This window comes from Geobacillus sp. FSL W8-0026 (assembly GCF_037966255.1).
Taxonomy (GTDB): domain Bacteria; phylum Bacillota; class Bacilli; order Bacillales; family Anoxybacillaceae; genus Geobacillus; species Geobacillus icigianus.
In genome coordinates, this window is sequence record NZ_CP150194.1 from 2679408 (window position 1) to 2698752 (window position 19345).

Sequence of the window (19345 nt, forward strand, 5' to 3'; positions counted from 1 at the left end):
TCATCATATATTCAGTTTCATTAGGAATAAATTTAGACAAAATAACAAACAACGGCTTTTCCTGTTCAACAAGGATTCCTCGATTTCGACAGTGACGCGGCAAACAAAATGCCTCTCATCCCTTGATACTAAAGGGACGAGGGGCATTGGGGCATACGTTGGGCGTGTATCTAGGCGTGAGGATGGATGCCTAGGATCTCCGGAGGAGGCTCCAGCCCTAGGGCCGCAAAGAGTTGCACTCGTTTGGCCGTCAGTTTGGTTCGCTAATCAAGGACGCCGTTTTTTGAAGAAAAATGTCCAATTTCATTTGCCTAAAATGGCCTAAAAACTGTCGAACTCGGATTCTTGGCACTTAAATTTCTTGAAAAATTATTCGTTTTTTAAATAAAAAACGTCCTGCCTTTGCCGCAGAACGTGTTAATTCAATTTGTTGTTCATAGACTCAAACATCTCTTTTATTTCTATAACCTTTTTTGGCGGTAAATGTAATTTCTCAGATATCTCCTCAACTGTCTTTCCTTCAAGTAATAACTTCACAACAGCTAATGCGTTTTCTGTATTTTTTTTATAACTTTGCTCTAGCCCTGAAATCATCAAGGACACCTCCTCTTGATTCGAATTTTCAATGAGGCTTATTATTTCTTCAGACTGTTCTTCTGGGAACCTATTGATTAGTATATGTTTTACCCAATTTTTAAATACCAAGAAATCTTCCCGCGGGATATATTGGAGGACTCGTGAAATGGTGTTTAATCTTTCAAAGATCTCTTCTTCATTCTTGACGGTACGATCGAGATAAAATATAGACGATATCAAGTTCTCGTTATTTATTAATTCATCTTTTTCCATTCGATTGACGTCCAATAAGATATATTTGAAATCTAATACTTGTTCACCAAAGAGTTCACCTTGATGGAAGTAGTCTTTAAATGCTAATGGAGCAGTCCATTTGTTTTGACCATTATACAATACAATTTGGAACAATGACAGGAAGTTTAAATTTTTTGCTCTTGAACTCCCTTTGATCTGTATTTTTTATTATATCCCTCCATAGCTCATACATGAGTCAGTCAAGACTTTGTGGAGAACATTTTTTCGGTCCACTACGGGCGTTGTCAATCACCGGTTGATAGACCATTTTGAGGAATTGTTATCGCAAGCGCTTTCGGACTCTCATCCCTCATCTAGAGATGGGTTTTTCTATCCATTTTTTACATCCATCCACCGTCCCGAAGCGCCGACAACGCTCGATAGGTCGGCGTCCCCGATGACCGCTGAAGACACGGGATGTTCTGGCGCATCACCTCCGCCAACAACCGCCCTGCCTTCCGTTTGGCCTGTTTGATCCGCTCCAGCTTCGGCGGGGCCGAGGCTGCCCTCTGGGGCTCTTCCTCCTCCAACTGCCCTGTTCTCCACCCTATTCCGTCGATTTGGGCCACCATCGCCTTCAGAAACGCCCAAAGTCCTTGATCCTTCCAGCTGCGGCGGGATTTCACCCGGTACGCGAACCGGCTCATCACACTCTCGGCGTGGCCCATCGGACGCATGCCGGCCGTCTCCACCCCTTGACTTCCACCAACAGCACCCGGCCATACCGTTGGGAAACAGGGGGGGCAGCGAAACAGGGGCCACCAACAGGGGAGCAAACACGTTTTGAAGAGTTCTCAACAATGGTTCCTCCAGCTCTTTTCATAAAGGCCATTCTGTGGTAAGACGTTTCATGGACTCTCTTCTTCCTGTTTTCGGTTGATGTCAACAATCACTATCATAGCAGGGAGAGAGTCCTTTTTGCATGAGATCCGCTTTTTCCTACCGCGCTTCGCTTGGTGGCCTCGCGAACAAAGGGAGGAGTGAATATATTTTCGGACGGTTTTCCGATCGATTCCCCATTCTCTCGCAATATGGGAAATACTCACTCCCTTTTCATACATCTCTTTGATCATGAAAGATTTCCCTTTCGTAATCATGAACCATAGCTCCTCTCATTGACACTATGGTTCTATTGCAAGTGGGGAATTTTATTCCGGCTATATTGAAGGTTTTATCATTGGCTTTAACAGACATTCCCCCTAAAGTAAAAAAGGAATCATACCGATTCCCTTATGCTTGAACATTCGTATTATTATCCGATTCCACTTGTTGATTGCATTCGTTTTCTAAATCCAACAGTTTTTTATCGTACATTTTAAAGAACGGCAAATATAGTAGGAAGGATATAATCACGTTGATGATCACCAATAGGATTGCTCTCCAATCTCCGCCAGTGGCCAAGTAAGCACCGATCGGTGCGGGCAAAGTCCATGGCGCTTTAACATACATTGGTTTCACTAAACCTACGGAAGTTGCAAAGTATGCAATGGTGGAAGTAACGATAGGAGTTATAATAAACGGGATAATTAATGTCGGGTTCAAAACAATAGGGATACCAAAAATAATAGGTTCGTTTATGTTAAAAATGCTAGGTACCACAGCTGTTCTTGCTAAATTTTTCATATACTTTGATTTTGCAAATATTAACATTGTGATTACCAGTCCCAACGTTGCGCCGGAACCGCCAATCCAGATAAACCATTGATATAAAGGTTCGGTAGCAACATGGGGAATTTTGCTTGCTCCTTGTGCAACCGCTTCAGCATTTTCAGCCAAATACATTTCCCAAAAAGGACGAGCCACCGAACCAACAATAGAAACACCATGAATACCAAAAGACCAGAAGAAGGTAATAAGAAAAACAGGAACTAAAACACCAAATAAACTGTCACCAACCTTAACAAGCGGTGAAGTAATGGTTTGGACAATCTCATGGAGGTTAACCCCCATTGCCACAGTAATAGTGGACATTAATACAATAACAACCGCAACCGGAATCAGCGCTTCAAAAGATCTGCTAACAGATACAGGTACCTGTTTCGGCAATTTTATTGTGATGTTCCTTTGCTTGCAAAATCTAAAGATTTCAACCGAAACAATCGATACCAATATTGTCACAAACAAACCTTGTCCGCCGAGATACTGCATTGGCATGACAAAACCCAGCTTTTCAACGACAGTAGGAGTAATGGTTAACAACAAAGCCGAAACGGCAATCAATCCACCGGATAACGGATCCACTTTATAAGAATTTGCCAAATTATATCCAATCCCGAAAGCAATGTAGAAAGACATAATAAACATTGTCATCCGGTAAGGTATTAAAATCTCAGTCGCATGTGCTGTCAACCATTGAGTAACCTTCCATTTTTCAGGCAAAGGAGGAAACGCAAAAACCAAAAAAAATGAACCGACAATAATAAAAGGAAGAGCAGAAACAACACCATCGCGAATGGCTAAAAGATGTCTTTGCTCTGCTAATCTTGCCATTGGATTTGAAACCTTTTGTTCAAGAAAATCAGTAAATTTGCTCAAAATTATCCCCCCATTTTAAACCCTTCTTAATCGAAATATTATTTCATTTACTTAATCAATTCTTTTAATGCTTTGTATAACGCAGGTCCTCCTAAAGGCGTATACGCTTGAGGCGGAATCGGCCGGCACGGGATTCCCACTTCATCTGCTTGCTTTTTAATATTGTCAAACCTGTGCCTGATCTGTGGAGCAACCATGCATACATCCCAGCCCAATCCAATTTCTTGCTGCACCTCGTTTGATCCGATAGCCTTCACCTCTAAATGTAATCCGTGTTTTTTCGCTTCTTTTTTCAAGGCATCGACAACAATCGCGCTTGACATACCCCCGGAACATACAAATAACACTTTCATTTGATCATCTCCCCGCAAATAAATGAAAAGGCTTTCTTAATTTATCTTTATTATAAAAGATATGAAAAAAAAATTCAATAAATCTTTATAAAAACATAGAATTTAATTTCATGATCTGCTATTATAAATTTAGTAAAGAAATTACATTGGGGGGGTTTACATGAATCTTGAACCAGAAATATTTAGTATCATTTCAAATGGAGGCGATGCCCGTGCAATTGCTTATGAGGCATTGCAACTCGCCTATGAAAAAAAGTTTGATTTATCTAAGAAAAAAATGTGTGAGGCACACAATATCTTGAATAAAGCCCACAACACCCAAACAAAACTGATTCAGGCCGAATTAAACAACGAACAGATTGATATGTCACTATTATTGGTGCATGCCCAAGATCACCTCATGACTGCTATCAGCGAAATGAGCCTCATTGAGCAGATAATAAAAATATTGGAAAGAATAAACGATCTGGAACAAAGGATAAATCTAGAAGGCCGGTGAAAAACCGCTGATTCCTTTCATCAATGGGAGAATGAGCGAAAAGCAGGACCGATGTCACAAGGCTTTTCTAAATGAGAAATAACATTGTAAAGCGGTATCCACGATTAAATCACCAGCCTCCCAGGAGGAAAATAAATATGAAAAAATTAGGCATTTCTATTTATCCTAACCATTCGAACATTGATGACGATAAATCTTACATTAAAACGGCATATGAATACGGATTCCGGCGGATGTTCACTTGTCTTTTATCCATCGATGCAGATAGGGAATTGGTTTTATTAAATTTTAAAGAAACCATAAATTTCGCAAAAAATTTAGGCATGGAAGTAATTTGCGACATGAACCCGAGGATTTTTGATCAATTGAACATTTCTTATGACGACCTTTCCTTTTTCGCTGAATTGAATGTTGACGGCATTCGATTAGACCTTGGCTTTACTGGAAAAGAAGAAGCATTTATGACATATAACCCCTATAATTTAAACATTGAAATTAATATGAGTAATGATACAAAATACTTAGAAAATATTTTGAGCTATAAACCAAATAAAGAACGTTTAATTGGGTGTCACAATTTTTATCCCCATCGTTATTCCGGGCTTTCTTATGATTTCTTCATAAAATGCAGCAAAAAATTTAAAAGATACGGTTTAAGAACTGCCGCCTTTGTTTCATCGAATGAAGCAACATTCGGTCCATGGCCTATTGTAGAGGGATTACCTACTTTAGAAATGCACCGCGGTCTTCCTATTGACGTCCAAGCAAAACATTTATTTGCCACCGGAGCAATTGACGATGTTATCATCGGAAACGCATATGCTTCAGAGCAAGAACTGAAATTGTTAAGCAACATAAATAAAGACATGATCACTTTAAATATAAAAGTGGAAGATACCACCTCAGATTTAGAAAGAAAAATTCTATTTGAAGAACCCCATTTTTATCGCGGGGATGTTTCCGAATATATGATCCGTTCAACCCAAAGCAGAGTGAAATACCGGGGATATCCATTCCCGCCCCATAATACAAGAGATATCAAACGAGGAGATATAATTATTGAAAGCGATTTATATAAACAATATGCGGGTGAGTTACAAATTGCCTTAAAAGATATGAAAAATTCGGGAAGATCGAATGTTGTCGGGAGGATAAGGGAAGAAGAGATCTTTTTAATCGATTATATTCAACCTTGGGGAAAATTTGCTTTCACAGAATGGAAATAAGTGATGAATTGAACTGTTGCAATTCTCCAATCCAAATTATTTTATTTCAAAAAATGAATTCCTGAAGCAATCTTTCGCCAACGAATTGTAGAAAGAACACGATGTTTTATTGATCAACCATGAAACAAATGTAGAGATAAGAACGAAAATTGAGAAGGGAGGTAAACAATGCTTGTCGTTGGATTAATGTCTGGAACATCCCTAGATGGAATTGATGCCTCACTAGTAAAAATCGACGGCTTTGGCACATCAACAAAAATAAAAGTGATTAAAAGTACTTTTCTCCCCTATGAACAAACTTTAAAAGAAGAATTGTTATCAGCAATGGACAAAAAAAGATCAAATGTGGAACAGATATGCAGTTTAAATTTTAAATTGGGCTATTTGTTTGCTGATGGGGTAAAAAAAGTTTGCAGAGAAGCGGATATCCCGCTTAGCCAGATCGATTTAATTGGTTCCCACGGACAAACTATATACCACCTTCCAAACCCTTTGCCTCCTTTAACAAAATCTAGTTTACAAATCGGAGATCCTTCAGTTTTGGCGTATGAAACGAAAACACTGGTCGTTTCAAATTTCAGAGCCATGGATATTGCAGCCGGCGGTGAAGGGGCTCCATTGATTCCCTATATAGACTGGTTATTATTCAGGAGTAAGAGGAAAGGAAGAATTCTGCAAAATATCGGTGGTATCGGGAATTGCACTGTTTTAAAAAGAAATGCGAAAAAAGAAGACATTATCGCGTTTGATACAGGACCTGGAAATATGATCATTGACGAATTATGTAGGACTCTTTTAAATATCCCTTATGATGCAAACGGAGAAATTGCTTCCCAAGGGAAAGTTCCTCATGATGTGATTGCCAAATTAATGGATCATGACTTCTTTAAAAAATCTCCGCCAAAATCGACAGGCCGGGAAGAATTCGGAAGAGAATTTACTTTAAAGATGATAAAAAATTTTTCTGACCTTTCTCCGAAAGATTTAATCGCAACTGCGACCTATTTTACCGCGTACTCAATCGCGGAGGCGTACAAAAGATTCGTGTTCCCAGAGGCTAAAATCGACGAAATCGTCGTTAGCGGCGGTGGCGGAAATAACAAGACTTTATTAAAAATGATTCAATCTTTGTTACCGGATAAAAAATTGATAAAGATGGATGATTTAGGAGTTACCGTGTTTAGTGCAAAATGAAAGTACAGAGTTCTGCAACAAAAAAGTGCAGAGCTTCATGGCATAAAAAAAGGCTTGCCAGCTCCTAAAATTCCCTCTACTGTTAAGGTTGTGAAGAACAAAACAGTGGAGGTAAAGAAAGGATGCTAGCAATGCCTGAAATTCATCATATCAAACATTTGCGTGAAAAGAAAGGGTTATCGCTTTCCGAAATTGTCCGCAGGACGGGATTTAACTGGAGAACAGTCAAGAAATATGCGGATGGAGACATTTCGGTCAGACAAAAAATAAAGAGAAAACGGGGAATGATGGAGGAAGAAGGATACGGTCAAATCATTGATGACTGGCTGGAGGAGGACGCCAAACTGCCAAGAAAACAACGGCGGACAAGCAAGAAGATGTACGAACAATTAAAGCAGGAACATGGCTTTAAAGGGTCTTATCGAACGGTTTGCGCCTACGTTCAAAAACGAAGACCTCAGCTTAAGCTGGAGAAGGAACAACGTTACGAGAGGCTGGAACACCCTCCGGGGGAAGCGCAGGTGGATTTCGGCACCATGTCCGTTGTGACGAAGGAGGGAAAAGAGGAAGACCGATCAATTCTGATTTTGAGCTTTCCGTACAGCAACGCCGCGTATGCGTATCCATTGCCGGCGGAAAACAGCGAATGTTTTCTTCACGGGCTCACTCAGCTCTTTCGACAGGCCGGAGGCGTCCCGAGAAAACTGCGCATCGACAATTTGGCGGCGGCGGTGGTTTCGATTCGAAAAGGAGGCGAACGTCAATATACTGAAGCATTTGAGCGATTCCGGCTTCATTATGGGTTTGACGTACAGGCGTGCAATCCGTATAGCGGACACGAAAAAGGGAATGTCGAACGGAAAGTTTACTATACTCGTCAACACTGCTTTGTCCCTGCTCCGTTGATCGAGGGGGATGAAGAACTGGCGGAGTGGCTGCATCGCAAGATGATCGAAGATCGAGCCCGCCCCCACTATGAAAAAGGGAGAACCATTGAGGAATTATGGCAGGAAGAACAAAAGGAGTTGCTTGTCCTGCCGGAGAGAGATCTCCCGATCTTCTCCTTCCACCACGCTAATGTCAATAAATACGGGGAAGTAACGGTGGATGGGGAGGCGTTTGTGGTTCATGGGATCCCGGTTCCCAACCGTGTCCTTGTCAAAAAGGAATGGGATCGTTTCATGGTTTTGTCCCAGGAAGGGGAGGTGTACCTGGAAGCGCCAAGGCCGTACACGAAAAAGCGACGGGAGCTCCCTTGGAAGGACATTTTGGCGGAATGGGCGCAAAAGCCCCGGGTGGTGGAGTATTCGCGGTTTCGAGTTTACTTGCCGGAGGCCATTAGGAAATACTTCATGGAACAACCGAAACAGACGGCATCACGCATTCGAGGAGTGCAGAAGCTGCTGGAGCGGTACACCGTCTATGAGATCGCCCAGTGGCTTGACAAGTATCAACGGTGGGATTTGACGCCCCATGAGATCGGGGTGTTGATGGAGGCGAAGCGTTCGGAGTATCCCGCGAAATGGGAAGAAGCCTATACCCCTTCCGTTTTAGTCGACTATGAAACCGATTTACATGTGTATGATCAACGTCTTTGTCCGTCAAAGGAAGGGGGAAGCCGGGCATGAAGATGGATTTAAAAGAGATTTGTAAAGCCCTGCATTTGGCGTACATCGCGGATCGATTCGAGGAGGTGGCCTACGAGACCAAGGAACAGTTTTTGCGTGATGTGTTGGCGTTGGAGCTGTCGTTCCGTCAGAAAGCAAAACAGGCTCGATTGATCAAGAAGGCGAAGTTCCGGGAGTTGAAATGGCTCAAAGATTATGAATGGTCGGATCAGATTCATTGGCCGACCACGACCTCGAAGGAAGAACTTTGCGACCTTCGCTTTTTGGAGCAAAAACAGAACGTCCTGCTTTTAGGTTCGCCGGGAACAGGAAAAACCCATCTCGCCACCGCATTAGGATTAAAAGCGTGTGAACGGGGCCATGAAGTTCGGTTTTTCCGTGTCGCCGATCTTGTCGCCCAGCTCGAAGAGGCGTTAAAAGACGGCACCCTCGGACGGCTCAAACGGCAAATCGACACATGCGAGCTGTTGATTTTGGACGAACTTGGCTATGTACCTTTCCAAAAGCAGGGATCGGAACTGCTGTTTCACATCATTGCCGATTGTTATGAACGAAAAAGTGTCATCGTGACATCGAATTTAGAGTTTGGACAGTGGAATCGAGTGTTTGGGGACAACCGCCTGACGGCAGCGCTGGTGGATCGTTTGGTCCATCACGCCCACATTCTCGCGTTTACGGGAGAGAGCTACCGCTTACGGCACGCGCTTTCTGCCGTTCAGTCGCTCCCTTCTCACTCGGTTGAAAGGTAAATTCATTGAGCCGGCAAGCCTATGTATTTTTTCTTGCAATTCTCTGCACTTTTTGCTTGCAAAAAACAGTTACCGCTGATGAAAAAGAAGCCGTTGGCTTTGCAGTATTGGCAAATGAATATATTCATCAACAAAAAACTAATATGCCAAAGGCCACAGGAGCAAAAGAATTCGTTTTACTGGGACAATTAACGTTTCCCCCTTACGGCGATCAGAAAAAGTTATTAACAAAAACTTTACTAACATAAAATTATCTGATACATTCCTACGTGAAAAGTCTTGGTATGTCAGAGCGTCCTATTGGAACGGCCGGATGGACACATCGAACAAGCGTAAGGGAAGCCTATCATCCTTGACTTGATCAGTGAAGGATTCTGTAGGATAGAGTATTTCTGTGTAACCTCGTACGGAATGACGAGCAATGGTAAAAGGCTTGCATCACTCGTCATCGTGATCGAAATATTATTTCAAAAAAATAAAAACCCCTTTCTTATTTATCCTGTTAGGGGCGCAAAATGTGAGATACAAAATTCTTGATAATATCTATTTTTGCCGTCCCAAGCGCTCATCGAAGCCTGTTTGAAATCCGGTAAATCAAGCTCTTTTTTTTTAATAGAGAATGGAGTTCCTTAGCAGTCAGAGAATGGGGCCAATGGCTATTGGAGCTGTTTTTTTTCGCGCGTACTTCCAGCTCTTGAATGCGACCGCTGAGTCGTTCATTTTCTGTGTTCAAGTGCTTGTTTTTTCTAACGCAACTGTTCGTTTTCTTGGATGAGCTGATGAATGAACTGGTTTTGTTGTTGGATTTTGCCCATGAGGCTCTCCATTGTCAATATATTTTGGCACGGGATTGCCGTTAACATCAAGATAATAATCCCTTTTACCTGTACTATTTGGATTCTATACATGATAATGATCTTTGCCTTCAAAACCATTTGCTCCTAGTTTTCCGGGATCAAATCTAACCTTCATTCCAGTTTCAGGATCGATAAACTCTTGTGATTTGGTATTTTGTTATTCCTTCTGGTGTAACATCTTTCCATCTGTTGTTGATTAATTCCTTAGGATCCTTTGGTAAGTTATTTTTGAAAAATTTTTATTTACCTGTATCCTTAATGGAAGAATTACTTGGCTTGAGTATACGGATCAATGCCTTCGAATTACTATAATAAAAAACACTCATCCACAGTAAATTTATCCTAAATATTTCATCCCCCCCTCTATAAATGTTCCTTTTTTTATACACGATAGCGTCCTGAAGATAAAGATTCAACAGCGATTTTCATTTCCTTATCGCTTGTGGCCACGTACCTCCTAGTAGTATCTAAATCACTGTGGCCTGCAAGATCAGCAACATAAGTAATAGGAAAACCTTTGTCAATCAAATCATGGCAAAAAGTATGTCGTAGCACATGCGGTGTAAGTCCTTCCATTCTCAAGTCATGTCGAATCTTAGTAAATAAGTTATTTACGCCAGATATGGTTAGATGGCCGCCTTTCTGAGAGACAAAGACTTTATTTGTATTCGGGACTTTAGTGTTCCTTTCACTTATCCATAGACTTAGGGCATGTTTTAGATCACTGTTCATGGGAATACGTCTAGCCTTTCCACCTTTACCATCACGTATATTGATATAACCATTTTCGAAATCAATATCTTCTAATTCCAACTCTACAACCTCACTTACCCGCATTCCCGCGTGGAGCATACAGTAGATAATCGCTCGGTTTCTTGCATAGCGCCACAGATTTTTCTTTTGCTTTTCCTTATCGTCGATGTAATGCAAAAGTTTATTTTTTTCAACACGTTCAAGCCAACGCGGCGATAGTGGCATTTGTTGTTTTTGCACTGAAAGAGAAGAAGCCGGATTATCCTTAATAGCACCTGTATCATAAAGATACCGGAAATAAGCCTTTAAGCTCTCAATTTTGTTGTTAACAGTAGAAATCGCGAGCTTTTTCTCTCCTGTTTTTGGGTTTTCAATACGCGCAATGTTTATTAGATAGTTCTTCCAGTCTTGAAGATCGACAGCAGATACGTTTTGGGGATCGAAGGGAACTTCACCCGTCATTTCTTCGTACCATTGCTGAAATTCTTTTAGTACGGTTTTGTATCGGCGGATGGTATGTTCACTTTTTCCTTGTTGCTGTAACCAATGAATGTATTTTTCCAATTCCCCTTCTCCCTTTCAAATCAATAAGAATATTTGGTCTACATATACTTATTTTCTTTCCCTCGCTACGATGTCCTTGAACATGTCCACGAATCGGCCGACGGTATCCCATCCAGTTCCAGCAAGCCATCTGACTAATTTTTCTTCAGCCTCATTTCATTCATGCTTCAATGCAGTTTAGCGCCCTTTTCAAGTCGCTGAATGCCATTTGTTCGTCTGTGTATTTTTTCATTCGCGTTTCATTTTCACTGAGTGTTCTCCTATCTTTCTATTCCTCTTGCATTTTCAAACAACCTCATTAACTGTCTGTCAGGCTCTCTGTTTACAATGGCTTTCTTTAACACATTAACTAAAAGCTGAATGTCAGTAATGGATCGTATTGAAGCACTTAATAGTTCTTCACCATCAATTCTGTTCCATTCAAGAGAATATCCATTTTTAAGAGCTAAGGAACGAATGAACTCACGTTGTGTTCGTCCATTTCCTTCTCGAAAAGGATGCAATACGTTAATCTCGGCCAAATAGTATGCTGCACGTTCGGAAAATTTCTCGAAGTCGTAACCCTTCAAATACTTTTCATTGGCTAACTCCTTAAACAATTGTTTGGCCGATTCCTCAATAAACTGGGCATTAGCAAAAGAAAAACCACCTTTCGTAATGTTTTCATCCCTAATATTTCCAGCAAAAGGATAAAGGTCGCTAAAAAGAAATTTGTGTATTGCTTGTAAGTGTTTTAAATCAAAATTCCCATAAATGGGTTTTAGATATAGCTTTGCTAATCGTTCACCTGTAATAATACGCTCTAATGTTTCGAGTTTTTTGGGGTCACGAATATTGAAATTATTGATCAATACTTCGGTCCCTGGATACCAGTATTTCGATCGCTTCGACTGCATCATTGGTTTTCAGCCAACTCTCTTGCCTTTTTTAGAAAGGCCGATCGGCTAATATCTCCCATCAATGCAGCTTTGATTAGTTTTTCTTCTTCTTCAGTTATTTGCAGACCCTCAAAACTCAACGACGCTTTTACCTCCGACAAAATTTGTTCAACTTTTTGGTTCATTTTCATCACAAATTCTCCTTTCCAAAAATAACCGAATTATCTTTGGTTTTTATATTCTAGATTATACCTAATTATCTTTCGTTTTTCAATTATTTCTAAACAAAAAAAAACAAAAGATAATTCTTAAAGTTAACCCTTATCAACTTTCTCATCCTGCCATCCCCTATCGCTGGAACACAATATTGCTTCTAGGACGCACATAGTACCCACCGCCGACTTGATACACATTATTTTTAGTTGAACCCGTGGTGCTAGATAAAATCGAGTAAGCATAAAAATAGCCCTTACCTGCGGATTCCTTGTAGAATGAAATACATCATCAACTCCTTTCTAAAAAATTATTTTTGACGATGAGACCGAGTTGCAAAATGTTCGTATATACTACGGGCATCATGAAACTTTGTCATGTCTAACTCATTATTCTCAAAGCTTAGACCGTGTTTGGTTTCTAATTTGATCACTACTTGTATGAATATTTTACCATTCAATAGCATCCTGTACATAATTAATTTTCCAAATTAGTTTTATAAATTTTCAAAGGAATGAAAACAAAAATAAAAAATCCCTTGAAGCCTTGTGGCTCAAGGGATTTCGCTTGATGATTCCGACTGGGCTCGAACCAGCGACCTCCACCCTGTCAAGGTGGCGCTCTCCCAGCTGAGCTACGGAATCGTATATTGTTGTCCGCTATCGAACACATTTTTAATTATATAGACGAGCATACACGTTGTCAATAACTTTTTTTAAAAAATCGCTGTTCAGTTTGAGAAAGGGAAAGCGGCCTTCCCCTAAGAGGCTGGTGATTTAATCGTGGATACGGCTTTACCATGTCATTTCTCAATTAGAAAAACCTTGTTACATCGGTCCTGCTTTTCGCTCATTCTCCCATTGATGAAAGGAATCAGCGGTTTTTCACCGCCCTTCTAAAAGGTTGGTGAAAACCCGCTGTTTGCCTTAATCGGCGATGGAACGTGTGAACATAGAGGCTGATGCAGCCAGTTTTTTCTACTTGAGAAACGATCCGAAGAAGCGGTTGCGCGAGTAAATCACCGGCCTCCTAAACAAACAATCGGTGGCGGAACGGTTCAAGCAAGAGCGGGGCAACGGCGCTGGATGGTTTCGTATTGCCCAGTGGCGCGGCGGCGCTATTCTTCGGCGAAGGCTGCCGTTTTGCCGGGAGGCGCAGGGATGGGGTTACGGCCGATTGAAGGCGCTCCATGGCGGTTTCGTGCTGAGGGGGAATGGGCGTCAACCGCTGGCTGTACGCAGTGGTTTCCCCTCCGTTTTGCGATGACAACGTTGAACGATTGGAGCGCCCTCGGCATCGGTCAGCGGAAAAACGGCGGCACGGCGACGGGCGGGGCTTTGGTTCACCGTCTTTTCGCGCTTTGTGTGATGACCATGTTCACCACTTCCGGGCGCGGCCGGCGTTGGCACTGGCGCAGGGATAGATTTGCGTGATGACCATGTCCATCACTTCCCCCACGACAACGGAGCTTTCGTTCGCCGCCTTTTAGCGCGCCGAAATCGACGGCCGTTCTTTCACAAACGACAGCGCCTGCTCAACATCGGCGATCAGATCGTTGACATCCTCAAGCCCGACGCTCAGCCGCAGCAAGCCGTCGGTAATGCCGCGCCGCAGCCGCTCTTCCTTCGGCATGGCGGCGTGCGACATTTTTGCCGGGTGCGACAAAATCGATTCGACCGCCCCAAGGCTGACGGCGAACACCGGCAGGCGGACGTGGCGGACGAACGTCCGGGCCGCTTCTTCATCGGCCAAGCGGAACGACAGTACGGCGCCAAACCCCGCCGCTTGGCTGCGTTGAATGTCATGGCCCGGATGGTTCGCCAATCCCGGATAATACACCTCTTCCACTTTCGGATGGCGGAGCAAATACTCGGCGATGGCCATGGCCGATTCGGACGACTGTTTCAGCCGAACGTGAAGCGTTTTTAGCCCCCGAAGCACAAGCCACGCGTCTTGGACGCCGAGGACGGCGCCAAAGGCGTTTTGCCATTTGTACAGCTGTTTGCCGAGCTCCTCGTCTTTCACGACCGCCAGTCCGGCGACGACGTCGCTATGGCCGGCTAAAAACTTCGTCGCGCTGTGGAGGACAACGTCGACACCAAGATCCAACGGCCGCTGCAGCGCCGGGGTCATGAACGTATTATCCAAAAACGTCAAACAGCCGTGCGCTTTCGCCAGCTCGACGACAGCGCGAATGTCGGTCACTTTTAACAGCGGGTTGGACGGCGTTTCCATATAAATGACTTTCGTGTTCGGCCGGATGTTTTCCGCCACCGCCTTGCGATCGGTCATATCGACGAACGTATAGTCAATGCCAAACCGGCTCAGCACTTCGGTGACGATCCGGTACGTGCCGCCGTAGACGTCTTCGGTTACGAGCACATGGTCGCCTTTGGACAGGAGCAACAACGCCGTGGAGATGGCGGCCATGCCCGAGGCGAACGCGAACCCGCGCACACCGCCTTCCAAGGCGGCGATCGTCTCCTCAAGCGCCTCGCGCGTCGGGTTGCCGGAGCGGCTGTAGTCGTATTTGCCAAACGAGTCGAAATCGAACTGATGGAACGTGGAGGCGTGCTGGATCGGCACGCTCACCGCCCCGGTTGCGCGGTCGACTTTCCATTCGTTATGGAGCAGTTTTGTCGAAAACGACCATTCCCGTTCCATCGCTCACACCTCTTTCATGTTTTTGAACGCTTGCGCCAAGTCGGCGATCAAATCATCGGCGTGCTCAATGCCGACCGAGAAGCGGAGCAGCCGGTTGCAGACGCCGTTTCGGATGCGGATGTCTTCCGGAATGTCCGCGTGCGTCTGCGTCGCTGGGTACGTGATGAAGCTTTCAACCCCGCCTAGGCTTTCCGCGAACGTAATAAGGCGCAAGCTTTTTAAAAATCCGTTCACCCACTTTTCATCGGCAATCCGGAACGACAGCATCCCACCTCTTCCTGGATATAAGACGTCGGTCACGTCTTCCTGTTCGCGCAAAAAGGCGCTGATGCGCTTGGCGTTTTCTTCATGCTGGCGCATCCTTAGCGCCAACGTTTTCATCCCGCGGATCAATAGCCAAGAGTCAAACGGGGACAAGACGGCGCCGATGGCGTTATGGTACTCGGCCAAGCGTTGACAAAGCGCTTCTCCCTTGGCGACGACCAAGCCGGCCAACACATCGTTATGGCCGCCTAAATATTTCGTGGCGCTGTGGAGGACGATATCGGCTCCTTGTTCGATCGGGCGCTGGAGCACCGGGGTGTAAAACGTGTTATCCACGATCAACAATAGCCCGTGCCGTTGGGCAAGCTGGGCGACCGCGGAAATATCGGTCTCGTGCATCAGTGGGTTTGTCGGCGTTTCCAAGAAAATCGCCTTCGTTTTTTCGCTGATACACGCTTCCACCGCATCGAGATCGGAAAAATCGACATAATGGAACCGAAGACCGTACTTGCGCCAGCCGCGCTCAAACAGCCGGTACGTGCCGCCGTAAAGGTCGGCCGATACGAGAAACTCATCTCCGCTCTCAAACAAGGCGAGCACCGTCTGAATGGCGGCCATGCCGGAGCTGAACGCATAGCCTTGATCGCCGCCTTCCAGCTTTGCGATCGCCTCCTCAACAATTTTGCGCGTTGGATTGCCGGTGCGGATGTAGTCAAACCCGGTCGATTCCCCGATGCCGGCATGGCGGTAGGCGGTCGAAAAATAGACGGGCGGGTTGACCGTTCCTGTCACGGTTTCGCTCCGGTTGCCGATTTGCGCTAACAACGTCTCCAGTTTCTCCATCTCATCTCTCTCCTTCTGCAAAAAAATTCCTCTTGCCCAACGACCGGCGGCCGCAGCGCCCAAACGCTTCGCTGCCGCCCCGCCTCACAGGTCGGCAAAACGGCCGCCGAAACAAAGGAAAATAAAAAAAGTCTTCCAAGAAGAAGACTTTTCCATACACATGGTCATGCTTCTTCTTATCTGCCGAATTGAATGCTCAATTCGCTGGATTTAGCACCTGGCCGCCGGGCGGCTGGTTGCTGAAGCTTCATTGGGCCAGTTCCCTCCGCTTCTCTCGATAAGAACAGGATGGGTATTCAATTTTGTTGCAATTTTATTTATTAAGAAATGTAACGCATTCCAGCGGTTTTTGCAAGTCTTTTTTTCGCTGCGCATCACTCGGCAAATTCACAAAAAATTCGAGCCCTTGATTAACATTTTTTGTACAAATATGTTACAATAACAGATGAACTTGCGCTTTCACTGGAGGATGGTCATGACAGCAGGAACGATGCGCGATTACGCGCTATATAGCGGGGAGCTTCAGGAGAAAATCGAACTGCTCGTCTATTTGCCAAGCAATTTTTCCCCGCTTTACAAATATTCTTTATTAATCGCTCAAGACGGCAAAGATTACTTTATGTACGGAAAAATGAAAACGGCTGTCGAAACGTTAATGGCCAACGGCACGATTGACCGCACGATCGTCGTCGGTATTCCGTATCGGAATGTAAACGACCGCTATGAAAAGTATCATCCATCGGGAACGAAGCACGGAGCGTATCTCCGCTTTCTAGCCCATGAACTCGTGCCGTTTTTGGACCGCGAACTGCCGACGTATCAAATGGGCAAAGGCCGGGCGCTCATCGGTGATTCGCTCGGCGGGACCGTATCGTTGACCGCCGGACTGTTGTATCCGCATACATTCGGAAAAATCGCCATGCAGTCCCCCTACATCGATGATTCGCTCTTGGCGCTCATTCGCTCATTCCGCGATCCGTCGCTGCTCGCCATTTACCATTCCGTCGGCTCGGAAGAAACGGCTGTAAAAACGACAGACGGACAAGTGCGCGACTTTGTGACCCCGAATCGAAAGGCGCGAGATTTGTTGGTCGAAAAAGGGTTTGCCTATACGTACCATGAGTTTGCCGGCGGCCATGCGTGGACGCATTGGCAGCCCGATGTGCCTCGGGCGCTATCGACGATTTTGACGCTGTAGCCGTCCAACGCTAACCATCTCAAGGAGGGGAATTGAAATGAAATACGGCATTGTCATCTTTCCGTCCAAACGAATCCAAGATTTCGCCAACTCCTACCGGAAGCGGTATGACAGCCATTACGCCCTCATCCCGCCGCACATTACATTGAAATATCCATTTGAGGCGGACGAGGAGAAGTTGAAGGCGATGGCAAAGGAGCTGCATCGCATCGCAGCGAAAACGCCTCCAATTCCGATTAAAGTGACGAAATTCAGCTCGTTTTACCCGACCAGCAACGTCATTTATTTGAAAGTGGAGCCAAACGACGTGCTTGAACGCCTTCATGAGCAGCTGCACAGCGGCTTGTTTTCCGGGCAGCCGGAGTTTGTGTTCGTGCCGCACATTACGATCGGCCGGGACTTGCCGAGTGGCGAATATGCGGATGTATACAGCCAGCTGAAGCTGCAAGACGTCCATTTTGAGGAAACGGTCGATCGCTTCCATCTCCTTTATCAGCTGGACAACGGGTCGTGGACCGTCTACGAGACGTTTATCGTCGGAGGAAAGGAAACGGTGTAGCCGATGAACATCGCCATTGGAACGAGCAAAGACCGGCCCCTTTATGAAGACGCGTTGCGCGTCCGCCGCCTTGTCTTCATCGAGGAACAGCACGTGCCGGAGGAAGAAGAAATCGATCAGTTTGAAGATGACGCCTTCCATCTCGTTTTATATGATGGTGACATCCCGGTCGGTGCCGGACGTCTTCGTTTCATCGACGAAGGGGTCGGCAAAATCGAACGGATTTGCGTCTTGCCTTCCTACCGGGGGCGGGGAGCCGGCCGCATGGTCATGGAAGCCATCGAGCAGCTGGCGACATCAAAAGGGGCGAAAAAAGTGAAGCTAAACGCCCAGACGCACGCGGAACCGTTTTACCAACAGCTCGGCTATACAACCGTGTCCGATGTATTTCTAGATGCCGGCATTCCACACGTCGCCATGGTCAAGCCGCTCGAATAGCGAACGAAAGGGAGCTTGCACGCGCAGAGCTCCCTTTCGCTTATTTTTTGTTATTCAACATATTGGCAATCGTATTCAAATCGATTTGCTTGCCGTTATGGACGATCGTTTTCACAATTTGATCCTCAAGTTCCTTTGGCACTTTCCGATTGGCGATTTGCGCCACCCGTTTCACGACTTGACGAACCGTTTTTTCATCGCTGAAGTTGGCGTTTTGCAGCGAGTTGGCGAGCTCAAAAATCTCTTTCATGTTGACGCCTGTTTTCTTTTCGATGTTTTTGAAAAACTGCTGATCCATAGTTCCTCCCCCTTCTTCCTGCTATATCGTATGACAACGCTCCTTCGGCGTGCACGTGACCGAAAGAAAATACGAGCCGCTCCGTGGCGCCGAAACGGCCCGTATCGACTGCGCGCGTCTGTTAAGCGACAAATGCCGCACCGACAATGATCAGCAAGATGAACAACACAACAATCAACACAAAGCCACCGCCATAGCCAAAACCGCCATAGCCGTAGCCGTAATACGGAAAGCCGTAACCGCAGAAGCCCATTCGGATGCACCTCCTTCTCCGTTTACTGTATCGTATTCATGAGCGCGCGCCAGCGTATGGGCGCAACCGCCATTTTGTCAGCCAAATCGGCGGAACAGCTCGGCAAATTCCCGCTCCTTCTTAGTAAACCATCGCTCAATGTAGTCCAAGTTGCCTTGCACCTTTTGGAGAAACCCGTTGTTCAGCTTTTCGATTTCTTGCAGCTGTTTGGTAAAATCGCTTCCCCATTGTTCAAACAGGCGGATGAACGTTTCATGTCCTTCTTTGCGCGAGGCGACCCAGCCTTCCAACGCTTTTTCCAGTTCTTTGCTCACGATGTTTCCCCCCTTTTCTTTCTGTTGTATGCCAAATAGGGGGGAAGTGGTGAAGGCGTTGCGGTTCTTTTTTGGCCGTTTTTTATCGGTTTCCGACAGCAGCCCCCATTTCAATTTTGTGCAGGGCAGAAGGGAGTCTGGATTTTGTAACACCTATCATATGTTTCTCCTATTTCATTTTTGTACAGGCAGTGG

General features: G+C 45.0%; 21 protein-coding genes, 1 tRNA gene, 3 pseudogenes and 1 riboswitch. Of the genes and pseudogenes, 10 read left to right on the forward strand and 15 right to left on the reverse strand.

The genetic code is table 11. From position 1 onward, the window contains the following. Positions 1–417 precede the first annotated feature (417 nt). The 5 genes and pseudogenes from NST29_RS13385 to NST29_RS13405 all read right to left on the reverse strand — a co-directional run bounded on the left by NST29_RS13385 (position 418) and on the right by NST29_RS13405 (position 3758). Positions 418–984, reverse strand: a complete 567-nt coding sequence (locus tag NST29_RS13385; RefSeq protein ID WP_051962643.1) for an Rpn family recombination-promoting nuclease/putative transposase — start codon at positions 982–984, stop codon at positions 418–420. A gap of 227 nt (positions 985–1211) precedes the next feature. Next, positions 1212–1568: pseudogene (locus tag NST29_RS13390) on the reverse strand (UPF0236 family protein); the annotation flags it as partial. Between the two features lie 279 nt (positions 1569–1847). Next, positions 1848–1967, reverse strand: a pseudogene (locus NST29_RS13395) (helix-turn-helix domain-containing protein); the annotation flags it as partial. A 133-nt stretch (positions 1968–2100) separates the two neighbouring features. Beyond that, positions 2101–3405: a PTS sugar transporter subunit IIC gene (locus NST29_RS13400; protein ID WP_033843345.1), complete on the reverse strand. Its 1305-nt coding sequence runs from the start codon at positions 3403–3405 to the stop codon at positions 2101–2103. A 47-nt stretch (positions 3406–3452) separates the two neighbouring features. Next, a complete protein-coding gene (locus NST29_RS13405) occupies positions 3453–3758 on the reverse strand; it encodes a PTS sugar transporter subunit IIB (protein ID WP_033843344.1) in 306 nt (101 codons plus the stop codon). A 160-nt stretch (positions 3759–3918) separates the two neighbouring features. On the opposite strand from NST29_RS13405, the gene NST29_RS13410 reads away from it, so the two are divergent. The 6 genes from NST29_RS13410 to NST29_RS13435 all read left to right on the forward strand — a co-directional run bounded on the left by NST29_RS13410 (position 3919) and on the right by NST29_RS13435 (position 9302). Beyond that, the gene (locus tag NST29_RS13410; protein WP_033843343.1) at positions 3919–4257 is read left to right on the forward strand and encodes a PTS lactose/cellobiose transporter subunit IIA; all 339 of its coding nucleotides are present in this window, start codon (positions 3919–3921) and stop codon (positions 4255–4257) included. 137 nt (positions 4258–4394) lie between these two features. Continuing rightward, on the forward strand, positions 4395–5483 hold the full coding sequence (locus tag NST29_RS13415; protein WP_061912399.1) for a DUF871 domain-containing protein: 1089 nt from the start codon (positions 4395–4397) through the stop codon (positions 5481–5483). 168 nt (positions 5484–5651) lie between these two features. Then, the gene (anmK, locus tag NST29_RS13420; RefSeq protein WP_339232253.1) at positions 5652–6677 is read left to right on the forward strand and encodes an anhydro-N-acetylmuramic acid kinase AnmK; all 1026 of its coding nucleotides are present in this window, start codon (positions 5652–5654) and stop codon (positions 6675–6677) included. Positions 6678–6799: 122 nt separating this feature from the next. Continuing rightward, the gene (istA, locus tag NST29_RS13425; RefSeq protein WP_033019222.1) at positions 6800–8305 is read left to right on the forward strand and encodes an IS21 family transposase; all 1506 of its coding nucleotides are present in this window, start codon (positions 6800–6802) and stop codon (positions 8303–8305) included. Then, positions 8302–9054, forward strand: coding sequence for an IS21-like element helper ATPase IstB (istB, locus tag NST29_RS13430; RefSeq protein ID WP_033019214.1), 753 nt, complete (start codon positions 8302–8304; stop codon positions 9052–9054). The genes istA and istB overlap by 4 nt, the downstream gene beginning before the upstream one ends. Positions 9055–9059: 5 nt before the next feature. Continuing rightward, on the forward strand, positions 9060–9302 hold the full coding sequence (locus NST29_RS13435) for an anhydro-N-acetylmuramic acid kinase (RefSeq protein WP_339232255.1): 243 nt from the start codon (positions 9060–9062) through the stop codon (positions 9300–9302). A gap of 392 nt (positions 9303–9694) precedes the next feature. Here the strand turns inward: NST29_RS13435 and NST29_RS13440 are convergent. The 5 genes and pseudogenes from NST29_RS13440 to NST29_RS13460 form a co-directional block, all read right to left on the reverse strand. Beyond that, positions 9695–9917 (reverse strand): annotated as a pseudogene (locus NST29_RS13440) (IS66 family transposase); the annotation flags it as partial. 375 nt (positions 9918–10292) lie between these two features. Further along, on the reverse strand, positions 10293–11228 hold the full coding sequence (locus NST29_RS13445) for a tyrosine-type recombinase/integrase (protein ID WP_033843338.1): 936 nt from the start codon (positions 11226–11228) through the stop codon (positions 10293–10295). A gap of 260 nt (positions 11229–11488) precedes the next feature. Then, positions 11489–12079, reverse strand: coding sequence for a Fic family protein (locus NST29_RS13450; RefSeq protein WP_339232257.1), 591 nt, complete (start codon positions 12077–12079; stop codon positions 11489–11491). Between the two features lie 44 nt (positions 12080–12123). Next, positions 12124–12297, reverse strand: a complete 174-nt coding sequence (locus NST29_RS13455) for a hypothetical protein (RefSeq protein ID WP_156102697.1) — start codon at positions 12295–12297, stop codon at positions 12124–12126. A gap of 593 nt (positions 12298–12890) precedes the next feature. After that, positions 12891–12963 (reverse strand) — tRNA-Val (locus tag NST29_RS13460). A gap of 569 nt (positions 12964–13532) precedes the next feature. Between NST29_RS13460 and NST29_RS13465 the strand changes: the two genes are divergently transcribed. After that, positions 13533–13742, forward strand: coding sequence for a hypothetical protein (locus tag NST29_RS13465; protein ID WP_339232259.1), 210 nt, complete (start codon positions 13533–13535; stop codon positions 13740–13742). 62 nt (positions 13743–13804) lie between these two features. On the opposite strand, the gene metC is transcribed toward NST29_RS13465, so the two are convergent. Both metC and NST29_RS13475 read right to left on the reverse strand, forming a co-directional pair. Continuing rightward, positions 13805–14983, reverse strand: a complete 1179-nt coding sequence (gene metC, locus NST29_RS13470; RefSeq protein WP_033018792.1) for a cystathionine beta-lyase — start codon at positions 14981–14983, stop codon at positions 13805–13807. A 3-nt stretch (positions 14984–14986) separates the two neighbouring features. Next, positions 14987–16090: a methionine biosynthesis PLP-dependent protein gene (locus tag NST29_RS13475; protein WP_339232261.1), complete on the reverse strand. Its 1104-nt coding sequence runs from the start codon at positions 16088–16090 to the stop codon at positions 14987–14989. A 173-nt stretch (positions 16091–16263) separates the two neighbouring features. After that, a riboswitch (SAM riboswitch) is annotated at positions 16264–16374 on the reverse strand. Positions 16375–16559: 185 nt separating this feature from the next. On the opposite strand from NST29_RS13475, the gene NST29_RS13480 reads away from it, so the two are divergent. The 3 genes from NST29_RS13480 to NST29_RS13490 are packed head-to-tail and all read left to right on the forward strand — an operon-like array spanning position 16560 to position 18285. Next, complete coding sequence (locus NST29_RS13480) at positions 16560–17288, forward strand: alpha/beta hydrolase-fold protein (protein ID WP_033018794.1); 729 nt, start codon at positions 16560–16562, stop codon at positions 17286–17288. A 37-nt stretch (positions 17289–17325) separates the two neighbouring features. Beyond that, entirely contained in the window at positions 17326–17847 is a 522-nt protein-coding gene (locus NST29_RS13485; protein WP_033018796.1) for a YjcG family protein, read from the forward strand. A gap of 3 nt (positions 17848–17850) precedes the next feature. Continuing rightward, positions 17851–18285 carry a GNAT family N-acetyltransferase gene (locus NST29_RS13490; protein ID WP_033018798.1) on the forward strand — a complete coding sequence of 145 codons (435 nt, stop codon included), beginning with the start codon at positions 17851–17853 and terminating at the stop codon, positions 18283–18285. 40 nt (positions 18286–18325) lie between these two features. Here the strand turns inward: NST29_RS13490 and NST29_RS13495 are convergent, their stop codons facing one another. The 3 genes from NST29_RS13495 to NST29_RS13505 all read right to left on the reverse strand — a co-directional run bounded on the left by NST29_RS13495 (position 18326) and on the right by NST29_RS13505 (position 19150). After that, positions 18326–18583: a stage VI sporulation protein F gene (locus NST29_RS13495; RefSeq protein WP_033018799.1), complete on the reverse strand. Its 258-nt coding sequence runs from the start codon at positions 18581–18583 to the stop codon at positions 18326–18328. A 121-nt stretch (positions 18584–18704) separates the two neighbouring features. Beyond that, positions 18705–18836 (reverse strand): YjcZ family sporulation protein, encoded by a 132-nt coding sequence (locus NST29_RS13500; RefSeq protein WP_081897181.1) that lies wholly within the window; start codon positions 18834–18836, stop codon positions 18705–18707. Between the two features lie 77 nt (positions 18837–18913). Continuing rightward, positions 18914–19150, reverse strand: a complete 237-nt coding sequence (locus NST29_RS13505) for a hypothetical protein (protein ID WP_033018801.1) — start codon at positions 19148–19150, stop codon at positions 18914–18916. Positions 19151–19345: the final 195 nt, after the last annotated feature.

Excerpts from the sequence above, each read along its gene's own strand:
- NST29_RS13405 (WP_033843344.1), bottom strand. The coding sequence starts at position 3,758 with ATGAAAGTGTTATTTGTATGTTCCGGGGGTATGTCAAGCGCGATTGTT.
- NST29_RS13410 (WP_033843343.1), top strand. The coding sequence starts at position 3,919 with ATGAATCTTGAACCAGAAATATTTAGTATCATTTCAAATGGAGGCGAT.
- NST29_RS13415 (WP_061912399.1), top strand. The coding sequence starts at position 4,395 with ATGAAAAAATTAGGCATTTCTATTTATCCTAACCATTCGAACATTGAT.
- anmK (WP_339232253.1), top strand. The coding sequence starts at position 5,652 with ATGCTTGTCGTTGGATTAATGTCTGGAACATCCCTAGATGGAATTGAT.
- istA (WP_033019222.1), top strand. The coding sequence starts at position 6,800 with ATGCTAGCAATGCCTGAAATTCATCATATCAAACATTTGCGTGAAAAG.
- istB (WP_033019214.1), top strand. The coding sequence starts at position 8,302 with ATGAAGATGGATTTAAAAGAGATTTGTAAAGCCCTGCATTTGGCGTAC.
- NST29_RS13455 (WP_156102697.1), bottom strand. The coding sequence starts at position 12,297 with ATGAAAATGAACCAAAAAGTTGAACAAATTTTGTCGGAGGTAAAAGCG.
- NST29_RS13465 (WP_339232259.1), top strand. The coding sequence starts at position 13,533 with ATGGGCGTCAACCGCTGGCTGTACGCAGTGGTTTCCCCTCCGTTTTGC.
- metC (WP_033018792.1), bottom strand. The coding sequence starts at position 14,983 with ATGGAACGGGAATGGTCGTTTTCGACAAAACTGCTCCATAACGAATGG.
- NST29_RS13475 (WP_339232261.1), bottom strand. The coding sequence starts at position 16,090 with ATGGAGAAACTGGAGACGTTGTTAGCGCAAATCGGCAACCGGAGCGAA.
- NST29_RS13480 (WP_033018794.1), top strand. The coding sequence starts at position 16,560 with ATGGTCATGACAGCAGGAACGATGCGCGATTACGCGCTATATAGCGGG.
- NST29_RS13485 (WP_033018796.1), top strand. The coding sequence starts at position 17,326 with ATGAAATACGGCATTGTCATCTTTCCGTCCAAACGAATCCAAGATTTC.
- NST29_RS13490 (WP_033018798.1), top strand. The coding sequence starts at position 17,851 with ATGAACATCGCCATTGGAACGAGCAAAGACCGGCCCCTTTATGAAGAC.
- NST29_RS13495 (WP_033018799.1), bottom strand. The coding sequence starts at position 18,583 with ATGGATCAGCAGTTTTTCAAAAACATCGAAAAGAAAACAGGCGTCAAC.
- NST29_RS13500 (WP_081897181.1), bottom strand. The coding sequence starts at position 18,836 with ATGGGCTTCTGCGGTTACGGCTTTCCGTATTACGGCTACGGCTATGGC.